22 protein-coding genes are annotated in these 20744 nt (G+C 46.1%); 13 read left to right on the plus strand and 9 right to left on the minus strand.

The window, feature by feature from the left end:
• Window positions 1-3 precede the first annotated feature (3 nt).
• Window positions 4-546: a hypothetical protein gene (locus HB364_RS16225; protein WP_167289266.1), complete on the plus strand. Its 543-nt coding sequence runs from the start codon at window positions 4-6 to the stop codon at window positions 544-546.
• 300 nt (window positions 547-846) lie between these two features.
• Here HB364_RS16225 and HB364_RS16230 read toward each other — a convergent pair whose 3' ends face one another.
• From HB364_RS16230 to HB364_RS16245, 4 genes are read right to left on the minus strand one after another with little or no spacing between them, the layout of a single operon-like run.
• The gene (locus HB364_RS16230) at window positions 847-2139 is read right to left on the minus strand and encodes an integrase core domain-containing protein (RefSeq protein WP_167289267.1); all 1293 of its coding nucleotides are present in this window, start codon (window positions 2137-2139) and stop codon (window positions 847-849) included.
• A gap of 37 nt (window positions 2140-2176) precedes the next feature.
• Window positions 2177-2485 carry a hypothetical protein gene (locus HB364_RS16235; RefSeq protein ID WP_167289268.1) on the minus strand — a complete coding sequence of 103 codons (309 nt, stop codon included), beginning with the start codon at window positions 2483-2485 and terminating at the stop codon, window positions 2177-2179.
• 58 nt (window positions 2486-2543) lie between these two features.
• Window positions 2544-2870, minus strand: coding sequence for a type II toxin-antitoxin system RelE/ParE family toxin (locus HB364_RS16240; protein WP_167289269.1), 327 nt, complete (start codon window positions 2868-2870; stop codon window positions 2544-2546).
• On the minus strand, window positions 2860-3081 hold the full coding sequence (locus tag HB364_RS16245; protein WP_167289270.1) for a hypothetical protein: 222 nt from the start codon (window positions 3079-3081) through the stop codon (window positions 2860-2862). Before HB364_RS16245 ends, HB364_RS16240 begins: the two co-directional genes overlap by 11 nt.
• A 341-nt stretch (window positions 3082-3422) precedes the next feature.
• Between HB364_RS16245 and HB364_RS33535 the strand changes: the two genes are divergently transcribed.
• The 3 genes from HB364_RS33535 to HB364_RS16260 all read left to right on the plus strand — a co-directional run bounded on the left by HB364_RS33535 (window position 3423) and on the right by HB364_RS16260 (window position 8015).
• Window positions 3423-6560, plus strand: coding sequence for an RHS repeat domain-containing protein (locus HB364_RS33535; RefSeq protein WP_167289271.1), 3138 nt, complete (start codon window positions 3423-3425; stop codon window positions 6558-6560).
• A complete protein-coding gene (locus HB364_RS16255; protein WP_167289272.1) occupies window positions 6560-7168 on the plus strand; it encodes a hypothetical protein in 609 nt (202 codons plus the stop codon). Before HB364_RS33535 ends, HB364_RS16255 begins: the two co-directional genes overlap by 1 nt.
• Before the next feature lie 193 nt (window positions 7169-7361).
• Window positions 7362-8015 carry an IS1 family transposase gene (locus HB364_RS16260; protein WP_167289273.1) on the plus strand — a complete coding sequence of 218 codons (654 nt, stop codon included), beginning with the start codon at window positions 7362-7364 and terminating at the stop codon, window positions 8013-8015.
• Window positions 8016-8032: 17 nt separating this feature from the next.
• Here HB364_RS16260 and HB364_RS16265 read toward each other — a convergent pair whose 3' ends face one another.
• Window positions 8033-8215: a hypothetical protein gene (locus HB364_RS16265; RefSeq protein ID WP_167289274.1), complete on the minus strand. Its 183-nt coding sequence runs from the start codon at window positions 8213-8215 to the stop codon at window positions 8033-8035.
• Window positions 8196-8441, minus strand: coding sequence for a hypothetical protein (locus tag HB364_RS16270; RefSeq protein WP_167289275.1), 246 nt, complete (start codon window positions 8439-8441; stop codon window positions 8196-8198). The genes HB364_RS16265 and HB364_RS16270 overlap by 20 nt, the downstream gene beginning before the upstream one ends.
• Before the next feature lie 301 nt (window positions 8442-8742).
• On the opposite strand from HB364_RS16270, the gene HB364_RS16275 reads away from it, so the two are divergent.
• Window positions 8743-8931, plus strand: a complete 189-nt coding sequence (locus HB364_RS16275; RefSeq protein ID WP_167289276.1) for an addiction module protein — start codon at window positions 8743-8745, stop codon at window positions 8929-8931.
• A gap of 17 nt (window positions 8932-8948) precedes the next feature.
• On the opposite strand, the gene HB364_RS16280 is transcribed toward HB364_RS16275, so the two are convergent.
• The 3 genes from HB364_RS16280 to HB364_RS16290 all read right to left on the minus strand — a co-directional run bounded on the left by HB364_RS16280 (window position 8949) and on the right by HB364_RS16290 (window position 11184).
• Window positions 8949-9527, minus strand: a complete 579-nt coding sequence (locus tag HB364_RS16280; RefSeq protein ID WP_167289277.1) for a hypothetical protein — start codon at window positions 9525-9527, stop codon at window positions 8949-8951.
• A 460-nt stretch (window positions 9528-9987) separates the two neighbouring features.
• Window positions 9988-10497 (minus strand): O-acetyl-ADP-ribose deacetylase, encoded by a 510-nt coding sequence (locus HB364_RS16285; RefSeq protein WP_167289278.1) that lies wholly within the window; start codon window positions 10495-10497, stop codon window positions 9988-9990.
• Window positions 10498-10512: 15 nt separating this feature from the next.
• Window positions 10513-11184, minus strand: coding sequence for a dihydrofolate reductase family protein (locus tag HB364_RS16290; protein WP_167289279.1), 672 nt, complete (start codon window positions 11182-11184; stop codon window positions 10513-10515).
• Window positions 11185-11678: 494 nt separating this feature from the next.
• On the opposite strand from HB364_RS16290, the gene HB364_RS16295 reads away from it, so the two are divergent.
• From HB364_RS16295 to HB364_RS16325, 8 genes are all read left to right on the plus strand, one after another.
• On the plus strand, window positions 11679-12152 hold the full coding sequence (locus HB364_RS16295; protein WP_167289280.1) for a hypothetical protein: 474 nt from the start codon (window positions 11679-11681) through the stop codon (window positions 12150-12152).
• Between the two features lie 151 nt (window positions 12153-12303).
• Window positions 12304-13176, plus strand: coding sequence for a DUF5675 family protein (locus HB364_RS16300; RefSeq protein ID WP_167289281.1), 873 nt, complete (start codon window positions 12304-12306; stop codon window positions 13174-13176).
• A 55-nt stretch (window positions 13177-13231) separates the two neighbouring features.
• Window positions 13232-13753, plus strand: a complete 522-nt coding sequence (locus HB364_RS32925) for a BRO-N domain-containing protein (RefSeq protein ID WP_208419973.1) — start codon at window positions 13232-13234, stop codon at window positions 13751-13753.
• A 75-nt stretch (window positions 13754-13828) separates the two neighbouring features.
• Window positions 13829-14062 carry a hypothetical protein gene (locus tag HB364_RS32930; protein ID WP_208419974.1) on the plus strand — a complete coding sequence of 78 codons (234 nt, stop codon included), beginning with the start codon at window positions 13829-13831 and terminating at the stop codon, window positions 14060-14062.
• Between the two features lie 91 nt (window positions 14063-14153).
• Complete coding sequence (locus tag HB364_RS16310; RefSeq protein ID WP_167289282.1) at window positions 14154-14987, plus strand: hypothetical protein; 834 nt, start codon at window positions 14154-14156, stop codon at window positions 14985-14987.
• Window positions 14988-14994: 7 nt separating this feature from the next.
• Window positions 14995-15333, plus strand: a complete 339-nt coding sequence (locus HB364_RS16315) for a hypothetical protein (RefSeq protein WP_167289283.1) — start codon at window positions 14995-14997, stop codon at window positions 15331-15333.
• A 269-nt stretch (window positions 15334-15602) separates the two neighbouring features.
• A complete protein-coding gene (locus HB364_RS16320) occupies window positions 15603-18800 on the plus strand; it encodes a SusC/RagA family TonB-linked outer membrane protein (protein WP_246228505.1) in 3198 nt (1065 codons plus the stop codon).
• A gap of 30 nt (window positions 18801-18830) precedes the next feature.
• Entirely contained in the window at window positions 18831-20744 is a 1914-nt protein-coding gene (locus HB364_RS16325) for a RagB/SusD family nutrient uptake outer membrane protein (protein ID WP_167289284.1), read from the plus strand.

Consider the following 20744-nt stretch of genomic DNA (forward strand, 5'->3'; position numbering starts at 1 on the left):
AGTATGAAAAAAGATGAGTTTGTAATTGAATTAAAGAAATATAATCTCTCAAGAGGTGATCTTGAAAAACTTCATATTTCAGAAGAATTAATTGATAAGGAAATAAGAAACCATGTATGTGTTCTTAGGAAGCAACCTTTAATTAATCTGTTTGTAAATAGCGAAGTAGTAAGTCTGTTAAATTATTATGACTGTACAAATGTTGTGATAGGGGTTCTTACTTTCTCTGGCGAAATTGATGAAACAGATGATTATTATTTAATAGGCCAAGTAGAGGCTGATCTATTAGCAATTAATAAAATTACTCTTGAGGTTCAGGTCTTAGACTACTTAGATTTAAATCATGTTATATTTAATTGTGCAGTCAATGGAGAGTCTTTTCTGGACGCAATTTTGATTTGTGCTGAATATTTCTCACATGTGCTTAAAAGCGATGACTTGACTGTAGATAAGTTATTTACATTTAATTATGTACAACAGAGCGCTGAAAAGGCTGGTGGAGATAAATATATTGAGTTTTATAAACTGCTCTTAGTGTATTGGTAGGGATGGTCGGTAGTGTACCGATTTGCACCTGTGTAAAAATGAAATATGTAAAGGAGTTGACGTTCAGTCAACTCCTTTACTTTTATGCATCAAACTGATATGGTATGAACACCTGTGCAACCTCTACAACCTTTTGATAATAAAGCGTCCGGATATCCGGATGGGGATAGAAAGCGGCTTAGGAGCCATTGATTTTAAAAGAGCAGCGGGGAAAAAGGGTGGGCCGGTACTTTTAAATGAGCAAGCGCTGAAGTAAGCAGGTTAACCCAGCAGGGGTACAACTTTCTCTTACCTGCTTTTTTAAAAGGAATAACTACAGCAGGATGTTCTTTTATTATGGGCCATACGGTTGGCTTTTGCGGCATAGATCTGTTGGCGGTACGTCTCTTTATCATACCGCTTACCATTGAGCACTTCCAGTGGCGTTAATCCATTCAGGACTGCCTGCGGCCGGTTGTTGTAATCCTCAATGGCCTGTGCTATAAATTTCTGCAGGGCGGCAAAGTCAGGGATGGACCGGTGATAAAGAAAGCGGTACTTGAGTTGCTTGTTGGCCGCTTCGATCATGGAGTTGGAAAACTCAATATCCTGCTGGGCAATGAGGTGTTCAATGAAGGGAGGTTCATGGGTGGATGTGAGGAAATGAACAGCCCCCTGGTTTTCTGAACCATCATCTGTGATAAGCTGGCAGGATGCCATGCCGGCAGGTTGCAGGTATTGCTCTTTTACAGCGGCCAGGTTCTCAAAAACATATTGCGCCTTACAGGACTGAGCCACCCGGTGGCCAAGAATAGCGCGTGAGTAATTGTCCTGCACGAGGTAAATGTAATTCTTTGCATTGTCCAATGTTCTGTATATGGTAGCATCGGCATGAATGATCTGTAAGGGCGCCGCCGCCCTGATGCCGGTATGATGGTTTTTACGGCGGTGAGGTACCTGGACCCTTTGCAGTTTGAGCAGGCTGACGTATTTGTAAAAAGTGCTGATGGTGAAGGCGGCGGCTTTATCCCGGATGAGCTGGTGATATACGGAGGATAAGGGCCAGTGCAGCCAGCAGGCATCGGTACAATAAGATTTGATAATGGCTACTTCTTTAGATAAAAGTTGTGCCGGATGTTTGAGACGGCAAAGGTTGAGTAAGGATTGCCTGCATGCCTGACGCTTTAATTGCAGGTAGGCCGGGTAGGGGAGCTGTAGGTATTTTAAGATAACCTGTAGCGGCAACACTTTCTTGTTCTTGTTGATATTGCCTAAAACTACCCCGCCTGCATTGCCTATATGTTCTTTTATTCTTGTAGAATATTTCTTCAGGAAGCGGGTCAGTGCAATCACCCGAAGCAAAGCTTTATTGATCTGTAAGAGTTTTTCATTGGTGAATACCTGTTGCATAATGGTAAATGAGGACTGATGCTGCAAATACCAGTCGTACCCGAAAAGTAGTTGGGTGTTCTTTTGCTTCCAGTCGTGACGGGTGGATTTAGGGATACGCAGCAGCAGATGATCCGGCAGGATATTGAGGTGAAAGGCTAATAGGAAATAAGGATGGTAGGAATACTTTGGCCTGAAGGCAAGGAGGTCGGTAGAAGTAGTCATTTAAATAATGCCAGGAATTGAACCAGCGTATGAAAAGTTAAACAGTCCGTTTTAATGGGTCATGCTGCTGAAAATAAACAATTCTATTAATAGCTTCCAGGAAGGCCTGATCATCGTTTTTCAGGTCTGGTGCGAGCTGGTTTTTACCTTCCTGCCTGTATAAGATCATGAATACCTGGAATCCCTTTGTTTGCTGTGGGTTTAGTCTGCCATAAAGATAAACAGCCAGAATCCGGGGATCAGAAGAAAGTTGAGGCGGCTGTGTGTTGATAAAGAAACGGGCAAAGCTTTTCAGGGCGGGGTCTTCCTGGTTAGCATTTTGTTTTACAAAGGTAAGGAAGCGCATTACTTGTACTTTTTTGCGAAAATAAGGAAAGCGGTATTGACCGGAAAAGCTTAAAGGCCTATTTTATGTTCTTTAACCGGTCTATTAATTCGTTATCTGTAATATTGCCCATTTTGGCTTTATCATAAATAGCCAGCAGAAATATGTTTTCTTTGGTTACTTGTACATAAGTAATGATGCGAGCCCCGCCGGATTTTCCCCTTCCTTTGCCGGCAATAGCCATACGTATTTTGTAGCAATTATGTCCAAGTGGTACGCCCAGTTGCGGATGTTGAAGAAGTTGCTGGGCAAGTGCCGCCATATCTTTTTTAACAGCCGGATATTTTTTGACCAATTGTTTAAGCTCCCGTTCAAATGGCGGAGTTGGAATAATTTTAAAGCTCATCCAGCAATTGGTTGATGGTTTTGGCTTTTGTGCTTCCTTTTTTGTATTTGTTCACAAAATCAACGGCTTCTTCTAAGTCGGCAAGAATTTTTTTCTCTTTGGAAGAAAGTTTCTTAGGCTCCACGACCTCAACGAATTCAAGGCGTTTAAGCAGTTCCTTTAAAAAAGGGATTTTGCTTTTGTTTTTAATATTTAAGATAAGTTGTTCCATATATCAATTATAAACGAGGGCTGTTACACAAATTTAGCTTTTTGCACCGGACTATCCAAAAGGGCATGCAAAAGGTATGCTGCAAGCTGAATAGCGATACAATCGTACAAGAGTGCGACGCAACGAACGCTTAATGGTAGTACTACAGCCCCGGTACCCTATAAGCACCTGCGATAGCAGCAAGTGGCAACTACGCAGGAAGCTACCTGCCTCCCCTCCACCGGAGAGCTTGTCCCGCTCCGCGGGAGGCCGGGGGAGGCGGTGACCAGGCCGGTAACCTGGTAAAGACCATACCGCCGGCGGGGGTACAGCCCAACTATGATTCCCTATGGCTGGACAGTGTGCAAACAGCCCGGCTGGCCGGAGGTATCAAATTGCCGGCACATGCCCTGCCTACCCAATACCGGTACAATACCCTGAACCAGGTGACGGCACAGAAGAGCCCCGACGGCGGTAAAACGGAGTATTGGTACGACCGGCTGGGCCGCCTGGCGCTGAGCCGCAATGCCCGCCAGTTGGCGATGAGCAGTGCCAATAACAATTACTTCAGTTATACCAGGTACGATACGCTGGGACGTATTACCGAGGTAGGGCAATTGAGGGACACGCTGAACCAGGCGATCACCGATACCTTTACCCGTAATGAAACAGCGTTAACCGACTGGTATGCCAGCCTGCAGAAGAACCGGGAACAGGTCACCAATACGATATATGATATCCCCTATATTGGTTTTGTAGAGGCAGATCCTACGTTGGTCACCGCCCAGCAAAACGTGCGCAACCGGGTGAGCTATGTAACCTACACGGATAAGCCAGACATGACCAGTTCTTACAACCATGGCAGCTTTTACAGCTATGACATACATGGTAATGTGGATACGCTGTTGCAGGACTATGGACAAAGTGGCGTAGTGCCCAATATCATGAACAAAAATGGCAACCGCTGGAAGAAGCTGGTGTATGAGTATGACCTCATCAGCGGCAAGGTGAATAAAGTCATGTACCAGCCGCGTTTCAGTGATCAGTGGACACACCGGTATTACTACGATGCGGAGAACAGGCTCACAGAGGTAGAGACCAGTACGGATGGCTATACCTGGGAGCGGGAAGCGAAATATGAGTATTATCTGCATGGTCCGCTGGCACGTACTATCCTTGGTCAGCAGCAGGTACAGGGTATAGATTATGCCTACACCATCCAGGGCTGGCTGAAAGGGGTGAACAGTACCGGCGCCACCATACCGCATGATATGGGTGGTGATGCCAAAGCAGGCGGCATCAACCAGTACATAGCCCGGGATGCGTTGGGCTTTAACCTGAACTATTTTGACGGCGATTACAAGACGATCAATCCGGGGGTAAATCCCTTCCCGTCTTACCGCCTTGCCGGGGGAAGTCTGCCCGATAGTGTGTACCGTCCGCTGTACAATGGCAATATCAGCAGCATGGCCACCCATATCCGCAAGTTTGATGAGCTGGGCCATGTACCCATCTTCTACAACTACCGGTATGACCAGCTCAACCGCCTTGTGAAGCAGGACGCCTTCTTCTTCAGCTTCAATGCTTCGACGAATAGTTATGGCAGTAACTGGGCGCCCGACAGTACCTTCCATGAGGATATATCCTACGATCCCAATGGTAATATTCAGCACTATAACCGCTATGCCATTGGGGCAGGTTCCAAAATGGATGGACTGACGTACAAGTATTATCCCGGTACTAACAAATTACGGCAGGTCAATGATCATATCGTTGCCAATAAGTATGGTTCCAATAGCTGGGACCTGATCTACGACCTGGACGACCAGGCGGACACGAGCAACTATGTATACGATGAGATCGGCAACCTGATCCAGGACAAACAGGAAAACGTTACCGGCATTCAATGGAATGTGTATGGTAAGATCACGGAAGTGAACCGTACGGCTACTACCGCCAATCCTTATACCAAGGTGGCGTATAGCTATGATGCGCAGGGTAACCGCATCGGTAAAACCTCCTACCAGGGCAATGGCCGGCAGGATCATACCTGGTATGTTCGGGATGCGCAGGGCAACCTGATGAGCACGTATACAGCCAACAACAGCACGCCGGTAGAGCCTGCCAACCTGCAAACGCTGTTTTTAACACAGGCCGATGTGTATGTGTACGGCAGCAGCCGGCTGGGCATGCTGGCGCGGGGCACGAATGCGGTGGACAATGGCAACAGTACCGGCCCCTGGATCAATCCTTATTATAATGGTGACAATTACAACCGTGGCTACCGCCAGTATGAGCTGACGAACCACCTGGGCAATGTACTCACCGTCATTAGTGATCGCAACTTTGGCGTATCTTCGGGTGGCTCTTTGACATTACCCAGTGGGGCTGTTATACCGGTAGTGGATTATTATAATCCTGATATGGTAGCCGCCAATGATTATTATCCCTTTGGCATGCTGAGCCGGACTTTCCAGACTGCTGATAAGTATAGGTTTGGGTTTAATGGTAAGGAGGCGGATAGTGAAGTGAAGAGCAGGCAGAACCAGCAGGATTATGGCATGCGGATTTATGACCCGAGAGTGGGGAGGTTTTTGAGTGTGGATCCGATAGCTGGGGAGTTCTCTGGATTAACTCCATATCAGTTTGGACATAATAATCCTATTGCGTTAATTGATTTAGATGGCTTAGAGGGCATTGAACCACCTAAGCCAGGGAAACCTGGTGCAAAGGAGGGTGACGTAAAAACAACCGAGGGAGAAACTGTATATGCTCCATCAGATTGTAACTGTCCTGAATCTGAGGGGATCAAAAAGACAAAAACTTGGTATTGGTACTCAGGACACCTTAATAGAGAAGCTAAAGCAGATTGGTATTCCAAAGAAGAATATGGATACATTACGCAGGACTGGGAGCATGGTCAGGTTTTACCCAAATATGAGGGGAATGCATTAACAAGTGCATTTAATGGAGTAAATCAAGAGAGGATAATTAATGGAAAAGTTGTACGAAATTGGAATGGTTATGCAGTAGGTGAGGATGGATATTTAATTTCAGGAGGCATCTTAACGACTTATTATCCAGGAGTAAAAGAAGCTGGAGGGGAAAGGCAGTTGTTAAAGGGCCTTGGAAACCTTGCTCGATTAAGACGAATTGCCCCTGGCCTGTTTAAGAACGGAAAATATACTGTATATTCCGGATTTAAGGATGGTGTATTATATATAGGTAAAACCGGATATACAATAGCGCAAAGATATGCAGGCAAAATTGCTCCGGCAGGAGTTAGGGCTTTGCAAGGATTATCAGGAAAAATTCCAAATAATGGAGTTGCAAAGGGTGTCGAGCAGTTGGTAATGGAATTAAATGGCTGGGTTGGCAGGGGAACAACTGTTCTTTCGAACAAAAATGCAGCTACAGTAAATGAAATTTACAAAGTGGTAGCAAGAAGATGGCTTAATCAAAATGTAAAAAATTGGGAAACACTTTTCAAATTTCAATAATGAAAAAATCAAATTCGGGGAAGGTGTATGCCTTCCCTCTAAATTTTGAACAGGGATTTGCTCTATGTAAGTTTATGGATTATACAGACGTAGCTTCGTTTGATGGAGCTTTGGTATATGTGCTAAATATATATATGAAAACCATTGATGAATTACCCACGACAGAGGAGCTTACAAAATCAAAAGTTTTATTTGGGCCAGTTCCTCTAAATAAGCATATTAATGTAAAAGGAAAAGGGGCATGGAAGCTTGTTGGTGCGATTAAAGTGTCCGATGATCCTATTCCTGTATTTAAAGACACTAATCAAATTGTTTCTTTGCAAAAAGCTGTTGATTGGTCAACCGTTAGTGGATGGAGAAAGCGGCACTTCAATGAAGGAGGAGAAGAATGTGAATATGAAGAAGTTCGATATTTGGAAATGCTGGAACTATATGATATGCGTAATGTAGAAATAAGAACTACTATGCACTTTCTTCTGTTGAATAATTTGAAAGTAGAAGATTATTATAATCTGAAAGACGAAAATTATAAAAGAATATATCTTCAAATGATAAATACTTCTTTTGACCGTAGCACCGCTAAAAAATATTTGAAAGTACTTAGTTAGGGTAGTGGGTAATGTACCGATTGGTGCTTGCGTAAAAATAAAATATGTAAAAGGGTTGACATTCAGTCAGCTCTTTTATTTTTTGGGGATGGGAAAGTAGTGTATAGAATGGTTGGAAAAGCAGTGGTTGGCTGGAAAATGGCGTCTATATTGCGTTGTAAAATCTAATGTGTACCGATTAGCACCTGGACCTATGAACTGTAACAACTGCAAGGGAGCATGTATTAAGAAAGGCTTCTATAAGACTACTCAAAGATATCAATGTAAGGTGTGTGGCCGGCATCAGCGGCAGGTTTACCGGAACAGGAAGTACTGTACAACCTTTGATGAACAAATCGCCGTATTGAATAAAGAAGGTGTAGGTATCAGTTCCATCAGCAGGATATTGTCCATTCCCAGAGCATCTGTTCAAAGAAGGATAGAACGGATGAAAAAAGATAAGCCGAAGCCGGTATTTACCGAAACCGGACAGGTATATGAGGTGGATGAACTATATACGTATATAGGCAGGAAAAGCAATCCCTGTTATATTATGTATGCGATCAACCGGAAGACGAAGCAGGTAATAGATTTTGTGTGCGGAGCCAGGAGCAGGGAGAATATAAGCAGGCTAATAAACACCTTATTAGGCTTGTCACCCCAAAGGATATATACCGATAAGCTGAATGTCTTTGGTTCTGTAATACCGGATTTCCTTCACCGCACCTTTCAATACCGGACGAACCATATAGAAAGGAAGAACCTTACGCTGCGTACCCATTTGAAAAGACTATCCCGCAAAACGATTTGTTACAGTAAAAGCAAAGATATGCTGGAAGCATGTTTCCGGTTGTATGTGTGGAAGTGAATAGGGGCGTGAAAATCTTAAAGTTCATCCAGTAATTGGTTGATGGTTTTGGCTTTTGTGCTTCCTTTCTTGTACTTGTTCACAAAATCAACGGCTTCATCGAGATTGGTATGTACATTCTTCTTTTTGGAGATAAGTTTTTTGGGCGCTCTCTTGGCGGGATTAGTCCAATGTGTTGCTTTAATTATTTCTTTTGCCATTTTCTGTATTTTTTATTATTTGGCCATGAGGAGTAAGTTTACCGGCCTTCATTGCTGCAAGTGATTGGTCAATGGCTTTTTGTTGCTCCTCACTGATTTCATCGCACCAGTCTTGCTGCTGTGCTGCAAATGTTTTTATAATCCTTAACACCACTTGCTTTTGTCTGATATTCAGGCGAGGCAGGTATTGAATGATCTCCTGGTCTATGAGTTTAATCTTCCCCATCAGTTCTTTTTACAAATTTAATTATTGGTAATTACTATCCAAATAAGGTGAATGGCGATATTGCCGTACAGTAATCAAAAAACATTAAGCAGGACAGTACCTGCCGGACCTGCCTTCTACTAATCTGGGTAATAGCCAGACAGTTGGAGCTATTCCAAAAGCGAGTCATCCCTCTGCACCAGTATTTAACCGCCATCAGGAGCAATGCCCTGCATATCCGGGGTTGGGAACTGGTAAATTATTAGATAAGGAAATAGCCCATGTTTGGGGCCATCTGAATATATCGGAAAAAAAGACCGTTTTGTCGGTTGCCAGGGCTATTGCTGAAAAACAGCACGACGACGATTTATGGGAAAATAAAGACTTTATTGCTGAATTAGATCGTAGAACTGCTGAATTTGAAACTGGTAAAGTAAAAGGGCTTTCGTTTGATGAGTTGACAACAAGAACAAAGCAGGCATACAAAAACAGAAAAAGGAAGAAATTATGAGATCAGCCCAATCTGATTTATCCCTTAATTGCATGGATTTTCAAGAAAGGATTCAAAATACATTCAGCCCATGGATAAGTAGTTAGTTCTTTATTACGTTGCTGCCGGAATTTTCGTTCGTTATACCTGTAAGCATAGAGATGGTAAGGTAGTTTTTCTTCCGGTACTTCGGTATGTTGTCTGCGCTGTTTCCCTTTTAATCGCTGTGTCTTACGGCGAAAGGGTTCTCTCAGTTGCACCACTTCAGGCTCGGGTAGCACTACTTCCTGACCGGTATATTGTTTGATCAGGTAAGTTACTATATCTTCTTCTGTCCATTGGTACTTCAGCCAGGTCATGGCTTCGCCGGTGAACTTGCGGTACAGGGCATGCTGTTTCCGGTGTTCCGGCAGGGCGGCATACACTGCCGATCCAATGCGGGAAGCTTTGCCCAACAGGGCGGCATATTGCATGGTCTTGCGGAAAGCAGGGTCTTTCTTCACCCTTTTACCCGTGAGTGAGCTACGGGTACGGATATAATATTGGCCATACATCTTGTAGATGCAGATGGGACCAATGGTTCCCGTTAAAGGTGGTATGCCGGTGTATTTAGCCATTTAATCCATAACATATACTGCTTAAAATTAATAAATGTTGGCTGTCATAACAATACCGTGAAGTGGGTAAAATGGCAGGGTTGTGTAAACCATGTATCATCCTTGTGTCATCCTGGTAGGTTAAAGCGCACTCGCCACATGCCTGGTACAAGGATGGGAGAAGGATTGCTGAGATCTGACTATCCTCCGGCTGTCTTCCGACTGTCCTCTAAGGTAAAGGCGCACTTTGTCCTGGCGATGTTCCGCCTCGCCTTTGAGCTGGGTTTGCTTCGGGAATGCTTCGGGGTTAAAGCGCACTTATAAGGGCGGGGAGCGAAGATGGTACGAAGGAAACCCCTGTCAAACCCAAACAACCTCCTTATAAAGGCTGCCCGGATTCCCGGAATGGGAACCGACCTGTTGAGGATATTCGGGAGCGACCAGTCTTAAATGGGAAGAGAACCCGGATAAACCACTTCTACTAGTTCAAAAGCTTGTTGTATAGTTCGTAATTCTCCCTATCATAACAAACAAAAACTACTTTCTCCAGCTCACTATTCCTGGCTAAAAAATCTCTTACTGTATTAATGGCAATTTCAGCAGCCCTGCCTTTGGGAAAATGATAAATACCTGTACTAATATTAGGGAAGGCGATGGTTTTAACCTGATGCGCTATAGCAAGCCGCAGACTGTTCGTATAAGCAGAGGCTAATAAGGTTTCTTCATCATGCTGACCATCATTCCACACAGGTCCTACAGTATGGATAACATACTTGGCGGGAAGTTTCCCCGCTGTTGTGATAACAGCTTCTCCCACTTTACAGCCACCTTGTTTGGCCCGGATTTGCTGGCATTCCTCCAGTATGGCCGGGCCGCCGGCTCTGTGTATGGCGCCGTCAACGCCGCCACCACCCAGTAAGGAAGTGTTGGCGGCATTGACAATAGCGTCTACTTCCATTTTGGTAATATCTCCTTGTATGAGTTGGATCATACTACAAAGATAAACTCATTTCCCCTGCTCCTCTTTCGCCCATTTCTCCCGCCGTGCGATCTCCGCTTTACTGACCTTATCCGGCACAAAGGAACCTGTTTTAACCTTCCCATCCGGAACATAGCTGGCGATAATGACACCTGTGGTGGATATTTTGCTATCAGTCAACTTCCATTCAAGTGCCTGGGTACCTTCTTCAAAGAGCTTCTTCCCGTTGCCAAGTGTCAAGGGGAAGGTCCAGGGATGCAACTCATCGATCAGGTGGTGGGAAAGCAGGGTTTGTACCAACCGGCTACTGCCGTGTACCAATAGGTCCGGACCGTCCTGTGCTTTTAGTTTTTTCAGCTCAGCCACGACATCGCCTTTGATCAACGTGGAGTTTTGCCAGGAAAGGTCAACCGGCGTCGTAGCTACTACATACTTTTGAATACGGTTGAAGGTGTCGCCGATCGGATCATTTTCCTGGTAGGGCCAGTGGGCGGCAAATATTTCATACGTACGCCTGCCAAGCAGCAGGTCAAAGGGTTTAGACATGATCTTGCCCATAGCATTATCCATCAGATCATCCCAGTAAGGAAACACCCAGCCGCCCCATTTGAATTGATGGGAGCGATCTTCCTCCGGTCCGCCTGGCGCGTGTAGCACGCCGTCCATACTTATAAACGTGGAAACAATAATCTTTTTCATGGCATATCTATTTACTTGTTGATACTGCAAAGCTACATGCCTTAAGTAGCTTGAATGCGGTGCGGACAAGACCATTTAAAGGGTGCTTTGCGACAAAATGCTGTTAGGTGGTTTACGCTGTGTAATCTGCGTACAAGCATTTTTATCATTTGTAATCATTTTTTGCATCTATCATCATCCGTATTGGGAATCGCTGCAGGATTAACTACTTTACAGGGAGAAGTGAACAGACAAACGAAAACGGACAAAAAAAGGAGCCAGGAAAATTGAAACATAGTATCGGAATAAGGGAGCAAGGGTAGGGATCACCAATAGGTCAGCTAAAGATACGCTATAGATACTCTATACCTGGACTATGGGAACTCTATACCTAAGCTATACCAACGCTATACCTAAGCTATAGTTTGCCCATTTCACGAAAAGCAGCGGTTTTTAACACAAAACAGCCCTCATTTCCCATGCCAGGCATACATTTACATGCTATAAAGCACATTATGCGTACCTGGTTATGGGCAATCAATATCGTAGTACTGGCGGCAGGCTGTCACTCGGGGATGACCTACAAAATGACAGATACCTTTCCGGTTACGGATAAGAAATACCTGGATGAGATGGCCGGTACCTGGCAAGCCACGGCAGAGACCTATACCATGCTGGCCAATAAAAACTATCGCCGCGATTCCATTTACATTATCCTGCAGCCTGATTCCGCTTTTAAAGCCCGTTTACCCGATTGTATGGATGCTGCCAATAAGGGCGGCCTCACCTGGGACGCCATCGGCGCGTGGAAGCTACACAAAGATGGGGATGTCTATAAACTGAGCATGGCCTTCGAAAAAGGCCGCCTGTTCAGGTTCAGGACTTTTACTGATTTTGATATTGTGCTAAAGGATTCCATACTCACCCTTTCCCGTTATGTGGGCAATCCGGATAAGGAAGAACTATTACAGTTCAGGAAAAGCCGCTGAATTTGTATATTTATAAAGTATAAGTACCCACCCGCTTTTTCTACCTGCTCCTTTCTTTATCCTTTCATACAGTTTTGTGGGGATTGTTGATGCTCCTGGTATAAAATGATTTATACCAGGCAACGGTTGTTTACACCCATAAAACAATAATATGAAAGACTATCCCTCCACAATTATCCGCTCCGGTATTATGCTTTTATTGGCGCTCATTAGCAGTACGCTCGTGGCCCAAAACTATTATGGCACCTGGAAAGGAAGCGCTACGCAGCCCGGCGCCAACATCAGCAATTGGACAGTAGCCATGAAACTAAGTAAACAAGGCAGTACGGTAGATTTCCCTTCCCTCGGTTGCGGCGGAGCCCTTGCCTATACAGGCAAAGAAGGCAATGCTTTCATCTTCAGGGAAGCGCTTTCCTATGGTGTCACCAAATGTATGCCGGGCATGAGCGTCCGCTTTTCACTTACCAGCCCCACTACCATGAACTGGGAAGAAATTGATGCCGGGGGAACTGCGCTCGCTTATGGCACCCTCACGCGCGATCCGCTGCCCGATGTACATATTGTAGTAACCCGCTCACAAAAATATGCAGGCTGTACACAGGGTGAGGTAACAGTTAATGGCAAGTCATTCAGTAAAACACTGGAGCTGCGGTTCGATAATGCCAAAAAGGATTCCAGCTCCATCCCGGTAGGTAATTACAGGGCCAAACTAAGGTACTCATCGGGTAAAAGCCGTTGGGTCATTGAGCTGCAAAACATCTATCCGCATGTGTATGAGAAAGTGGGCAAGAGCTGGAGAATGAAAACGGTATCACGTGAGCAGGTGCAGATCCATGCGGGCGATTACCCGATCAAAACCGGCGTCAACCTGCAGGGATGTGTTTTAGTGGGTAATAGTTATACAGGTTGCGGTTTTACGGATAGCAAAACTACCTTTAACAGCTTGCTGGACGAATATTTTGGCGGCGCCTCCCAACCCGATGCCAGTGTAAAGGTGACGGTCAGTGTGCTGATTGATTATTAAGCATCCCGGCAAAACGATTGTTATCGACTACTTGTTTTATGACTAAATTTGATATATGAGTAATGTTAAATTGTTTGAAAGTAAGCAAATAAGAACAGTTTGGAACAATGCTGATCATAAATGGTATTTCGTGATAGCGGACGTGGTACAGGTATTGACTGATACGCCTAATCCGGGAGATTATATAAAAAAGATGAGAAAGCGGGATGACATGCTTTCTAAAGGGTGGGGACAAATTGTCACCCCCCTCTTGGTAGATACGGCTGGAGGTAAACAGAAATTAAATTGTGCTAATGCTCAAGGACTATTGCGAATCATTCAATCCATTCCCTCGCCTAAAGCTGAGCCGTTCAAGCTTTGGCTGGCCCAGGTTGGATCTGACAGATTGGATGAAATTGAAAACCCTGAGTTGGCAACACAGCGAGCAAGAGAACTATATAAGTTGAAGGGGTATCCTGATGACTGGATCGAAAAACGTATGCGTAGCATTGCTATTCGGGAAGAATTAACTGAAGAATGGAAAACCCGGGGTGTAAAGGGAGAAACAGAGTATGCAATACTTACAGCAGAAATATAAAAGGCTACTTTTGATTTGACGCCCTCAGAATACAAGAAAGTTAAGGGACTAAAAAGCCAAAACCTGCGTGATCACATGACAGATCTTGAGCTGATATTCTCAATGCTTGGGGAGGCATCAACAACTGAAATTGTGAAAACAAAAAATCCAAAAGGGTTTATTGAAAACAAAAAAGCAGCTAAACAAGGTGGAGCAGTGGCTGGTAATGCAAGGCGTGATCTTGAAGCCAAGACAGGGAAGAAGGTTATATCAGCCAGCAATTATTTACCCAAAAAGAAGCACCTAAATAATAAGGAAGAAAGAAAGTAGCTTGTAATGCTGCTGCCAAAATCACTGAATACAAAGCAAACCGTGATCAACAGGGGTAAAGTAGAATGGACTAGCTTGGTTAAAAGCCACTATGAAAATAAACTTTACCTACGGTAATGCACGGTCTGTGCGTCTTATACTCCCTGTTTTTATTCTTTTTCTTATACAACTATCCGCTCTCGCACAGGCGCCACTGGTGTCTTTGCAGAATGGACGTCTGGTGTATAACCACTATGCCAATGAACGGCAGCAAAATGCCGTGAACCGGGTGCCCGATTTCTCCCATGCCGGTTACAAGGGCGGTGGTGTAGCCTTGCCGGTGCTGCCGGTCATGAAAACAGTAGAGGCGGTAACCGGCGATTGCCGTGCACTGATACAGGCGGCTATTGATGAGGTGAGCGCAGGCACGCCTGATGCCAATGGCTTCCGGGGCGCTGTGTTACTGAAAGCAGGTGTGTACTCTGTAGAGGGCACGCTCTTTATCCGTACCGGCGGTGTCGTATTGCGTGGAGAAGGAACAGGCCTGAATAGCACCGTACTCATCGCCACCAAAAAAGAACAGCATAACCTCATCACACTACAAGGTACAGGCAGTGGCTATGCCGAAGTAAGCGGCAGCCGTGCAAAGATCACCACCCCCTACCTGCCTACCGGCGCCACTACAGTAGACGTAGCGGCCGGACATACCTTCCAGGTAGGCAACAATATCGTTATCCAAAGAACACCCAATGAAGCATGGATTGATACGCTGGATATGCGCCAGTATGGATGGACGGTTTCCGGTTACAGGAATACCTATGAGCGGAAGATCATAGCTGTACAGGGCAATACACTTACCCTCGATATACCGGTGGTAGACGCATTGGAAAACGCCTATGGCGGTGGTGATGTATTCAAATCCAATATTACCGGTTCGCATCAATAACAGTGGTGTGGAAATTCAATCTGCTGTACCCGCTATTGTTACCCGGTACACCATTACATCGGCCAATGATGTGCCGGAGCGTGACCCTAAGAACTGGAAACTGGCGGGCTCCAATGATGGCGTGAACTGGGCTATCCTCGACAGCCAGGTGAACCAAAGCTTTGCTTCCCGTTTCCTCACCAAGACATATACTATTGACAGCAATGCTACCTTATATACTTATTACCGCCTCACCATCACCGCCAACGAAGTGAACTTCAATATCAGCAATGCGCTGAACGGGCTCTACTTCCTGCACGTGACAGATGGAGTGGAAAAAGCCGTACGCATCATTGTAAAATATTAAAGGGAAGCGTACATACTACACTGTCTTGCTTTTTTCCCCGCAGAGTCTCCCGAAGGGGACTCTGCGGCCAAGGAGAGCGTACACACTACACTGTCTTGCTTTATGCTAATAACATTGAATAGTATGCTAATTGGCAGATGAAAGCATACAGGCTATCTGTATAATTTGCTTATTCAACGATTGCTATATCTATACCTGCTTTATGCCATATCGACCCCGATATATTATTCCTGCATTCTCTCAACCTAACATACCCAAACAAATCGCTTATGGTCAGAAAATTACTACACACAATGGGGTGCTTATTGCTGTGCGCCGGAAGCCTCCGGGCGCAGCAAACAGCCGCTCAACGCGCTGCACCTGAAATGATCGCACCTGTCATAGAACAGGCCATCATCAAAGAGAATATCCCTCCGCCACTGGTAAAAGAAGTAAGGGGACTGGTAACCGACTCCGCAGGCCCGCTGGCCGGTGTGTCTGTTTTTGTGAAAGGGAAAGACAATATGGGTACCACTACCGATCTGAGTGGTAAATACATTTTAAGTGTACCTGATGACAATGCCGTACTGGTATTTACCATGGTGGGGTATGATAACCTCGAAATGCCGGTGCGTGGGAAGGAAGTGATCAATGTAATACTGAAGCGTGCTGCCAATTCCATGAATGATGTGGTGGTGGTAGCATTTGGTAAGCAGAAAAAACGGGAAGTGGTAGGTTCGGTTACTTCCATCACGCCGGGTGAATTGAAAATACCTTCCAGCAACCTTACCAATGCACTGGCAGGCCGTGTGGCAGGCATGATCGCTTACCAGCGGTCGGGTGAGCCGGGGCGCGACAATGCGGAATTCTTCATCCGCGGTGTAACTACTTTTGGTTACAAAAGAGACCCGCTCATCCTGATTGATAACGTAGAGTATACTACCAATGACCTGGCGCGGCTGCAGCCGGATGATATTGCCAGCTTTTCCATCATGAAAGATGCCACTGCTACGGCCCTCTATGGAGCGCGTGGCGCCAATGGCGTTATCCTCATTACCACCAAGGAAGGTAAACAGGGGAAGGCAAAGATCTCCCTGCGGGTGGAGAACTCTGTATCGGCCCCTACCCAGAATGTGGAGCTGGCCGATCCGGTTACCTACATGAAGCTGGAGAATGAGGCCAATGCCACCAGGGACAACCTCATACTGCCTTATACACAGGCTAAAATTGAGAACACGGCGGCCGGTAAAAACCCGGTCGTATTCCCTTCTACCGACTGGAGGAAAATGTTGTTCAAAGACTATACCATGAATCAGCGCGCCAACTTCAGCGTGAGTGGCGGCGGGCAGGTAGCTACCTATTTTGTATCAGCCTCTTTCAACAAAGACAATGGCGTATTGAAAGTAGACAAACGCAATAACTTCAATAACAATATTGACCTCCGTACTTATACCCTGCGCTCGAATGTAAACATGAAGATCACCAAAACAACCGACGCCTGGGTACGCCTGTACGGACGCTTTGATGATTACAAAGGCCCCATAGACGGTGGTACGGGGCTCTATGAAAAAGTAATGCGCAGTAATCCTGTGCTCTTCCCCGCTTTTTATCCGGTAGATGAAGACCATAAAACCACCAACCACATCCTCTTTGGCAACTATGACCGGGGCGATTACCTCAACCCGTATGCTGATCTGGTAAGAGGCTATAAAGATGAGTCCAACTCACTCATGATGGCCCAGGTGGAAATGAACCAGAACCTGGCATTCATCACGCAGGGGCTCACCTTCCGGGCTACCATGAATACCAACCGCCGCTCCAATTTTGATGTGGCCCGCGCGTACAGGCCTTTTTATTACAATATAGGCACTTACGACAAGTTCAATAATACCTATAAGATCTACAACATCAACCCCGACCAGGGTACTGACTTCCTCGATTACAGTGAAGGGGAAAAGAATGTATTGTCGCTCTTTAACTTCCAGGCGATGATGAACTACAGCCGGCTTTTTCATGACAAACACCAGGTGAGCGGGCTGCTGGTATTCCTGGCGCAAAACCAACTGGAAGGCAATGCCAGTTCACTGCAGAACTCCCTGCCCAGCCGTAACCTGGGCTTATCCGGAAGGGCTACCTATGGGTATGATAATAAATATTTCGCGGAATTCAACTTCGGGTATAACGGATCAGAACGTTTTCATGAAGCTGAACGTTTTGGTTTCTTTCCTTCAGCGGGCCTGGCCTGGTATGTATCCAATGAACCCTGGTTCGACAGGATACGCCTGCCCATTACCAAGCTGAAACTAAGAACTACCTATGGCCTGGTGGGCAATGATGCCATCGGCGATAAAGATGACCGCTTCTTTTACCTGTCGAACATTAACATGAATAATGCCGGCATGGGCGCCAGCTTTGGTACGGATGGCGGTTATACCAGGCCGGGCATTTCTGTTAGCCGGTATGACAACCCCTTCGTCACCTGGGAAACCTCTGAGAAAGGGAACCTCGCTGCAGAGATCGGTTTTTTTAACAAGATCGAGATCATTGCAGAATACTGGTGGGAGCATCGCTACAACATCCTGATGAACCGCACCATTCCCAGGACCCTCGGTTTACAGGGCGCTGCGCCAAAAGCCAATGTAGGGGAGGCGCGCGCAGAGGGTATAGACATTTCTTTTGATTATTCGGACCGCTTTGGTGATGACTGGTTCGTGAATGCCCGCGCTAACTTTACCTATTCCACCAGCAAGTTTGATGTGTATGAAGAGCCGAAATATGACGATGATTATTTATCGTATGTAGGCAAGAAGATATCCCAGCAAAAGGGGTACATCGCAGAACGTCTCTTTGTGGATGATGAAGAAGTAAGAAGCTCCCCATTCCAGGATGCCAATACAAGAGGGGGTGACATCAAATTCCGGGATGTGAATGGTGATGGCGAGATCACCACACTCGACCAGGTATTTATCGGCCATCCTACCACGCCGGAGATCACCTATGGTTTTGGCGTTTCTTCCAAATACAAAGGCTTTGACCTGTCTGTCTTCTTCCAGGGATCGGCCCGCTCTTCTTTCTGGATTGATGTGGAGGCTACTTCTCCGTTTGTGGACAATGATGGTGCCCCGGCTGTAAAATCCCAGAACCAGTTATTGAAAGCTTATGCCGACAACCACTGGTCGGAAGACAACCGGAACCTATATGCTTTGTGGCCCAGGCTGAGCCCCGTAGTGCACAGCAACAATGTAAAAACAAGTACCTGGTTCATGCGCAATGGCGCTTTCCTGCGGCTGAAACAGGTGGAAGCGGGTTATACCTTCCCGCGTAAGCTGTTGCAAAGGCTGAAGATGGACAACTGCAGGATATATGCCAATGCTACCAACCTGCTTGCCTTCAGCCGGTTTAAACTATGGGATATAGAAATGGCTGGTAACGGACTGGGATATCCTGTACAGCGTGTTATTAACCTGGGTGTGCAACTGGGATTTTAAGGAACCATGTGTTGAGCTAAAAAAATCATCATGAAATCATATAAGCTATACCTGGCCCTGGTCATACTCCTGAGTACAGGCGCCTGTAAAAAATACCTCGATGTGGTGCCGGATAATGTGGCTACCATTGAAAATGCGTTCACCCTGCGCGCTTCAGCAGAGCGGTACTTATTTACCTGTTATTCCTACATGCCGAGGAACGGCCATTATAACGACAACCCGGCTATGAATGCGGGCGATGAGTTGTGGTACATGTATCCTTCCAAGGATATCAATACCAACTTCTGGAACATTGCCCGGGGCGGACAAAACGCTTCCAACCCATTGGGTAATTTCTGGGAGGGCACCAATAGCGGCAGGGCTTTGTTTACCGGTATCCGCGATTGCAATATCTTCCTCGAAAACATCCACAAGGTGCCGGATATGGACAGGTTTGAAAAGGAGCGGTGGAGTGCTGAAGTGACCTTTCTCAAAGCCTATTATCACTTTTATCTGTTGCGGATGTATGGTCCCATTCCATTGATCAGGACCAATCTGCTGGTAGGCAGTAAGCCAGACGAGGTGAAAGTATACCGGGAACATGTGGATACCTGCTTCAATTACATTGTAAGCCTGCTGGACCCCTTGATGGAAAATGACCAGTTGCCCGATAAGATAGTAGGTACAGAAGCGACTGAGTTGGGCAGGATCACCAAATGCATTGTCACTGCCTTCAGGGCCAGGGTATTGGCAACGGCTGCCAGTCCGCTGTTCAATGGCAATGCCGATTATTCAGCCATGAATGATCCCAAGGGTGGTAAGCCGCTGTTTAATACGACCCACGATCCGCAAAAATGGGTAAGGGCGGCAAATGCCTGCCGCCAGGCCATTGAATTTTGTCATACCAATGGCTATTCATTGTACCAGTTTACCGGGCAAGGCTATAAGCTGGTGCCGGAAACCAAATTGCAACTGGACATACGCGGTGCTGTAACCGATAAGGAATTCAATTCAGAAGTGATCTGGCACAATACGATAAGTCGCGCCGGCGATATACAACGTTGGTGTATGCCCCTCATCAATGCGGGTACATCGGGCAGTGGCCCTAAAGGCATCATCGCGCCGCCTATTAAAATGGCCGAACTGTTCTATACCAATCATGGCGTGCCTATTGAGCAGGATATCGCCTGGGATTATGGCAACCGGTATGCCCTGCGGAAAGCCACCAATGCCGAGCGCTTCTACATCAAACCCAATGAAGAGACCGTGCAATTGCATTTCGACAGGGAGCCACGCTTTTATGCCAACCTCGGCTTTGACCGGGGTATATGGTACGGCAACTGGATCAACAATTATGATTCCACCGGCCTGGCAGTCATACGGGCCAGGAAAGGAGAAACGGCGGCCCGCCAGGGTATCAGTAACTTCTCCATCACCGGTTACTGGGTCAAAAAGCTCGTCAACATTACCACTGCCTGCGCAACAGATGGCGCTATGACCACGGTGCAATATCCCTGGCCGGAAATGCGCCTGGCCGATCTATACCTGTTGTATGCAGAAGCCTTGAATGAAGCAGATGGACCTGGTGGTGGTGCATTGGAATGGATCAACAAGGTGCGGACAAGGGCCGGTTTGCAATCAGTGGAAGATTCCTGGTCAAACTGGGCGCGCGAAAATGCCAGGTACACGACCAAAACCGGCCTGCGCGATATCATCCATCAGGAGCGTCTGATAGAGCTGGCCTTTGAAGGACACCGCTTCTGGGACCTGCGGCGCTGGAAAGAAGCACACCTCGTATTGAACCGCCCCATCAAGGGATGGGATATTGAGCAGCCTGATCTGGCTTCCTATTACAAGGAAGTGCTGTTGTTCAATCAATCATTCAGGATGCGGGAATACTTCTGGCCTATATCCATTAATGAATTACTCGTGAACCGTAACCTGGTGCAGAACCAGGGATGGTAG

The organism is Paraflavitalea devenefica (genome assembly GCF_011759375.1).
In the GTDB taxonomy this organism is placed as follows: domain Bacteria; phylum Bacteroidota; class Bacteroidia; order Chitinophagales; family Chitinophagaceae; genus Paraflavitalea; species Paraflavitalea devenefica.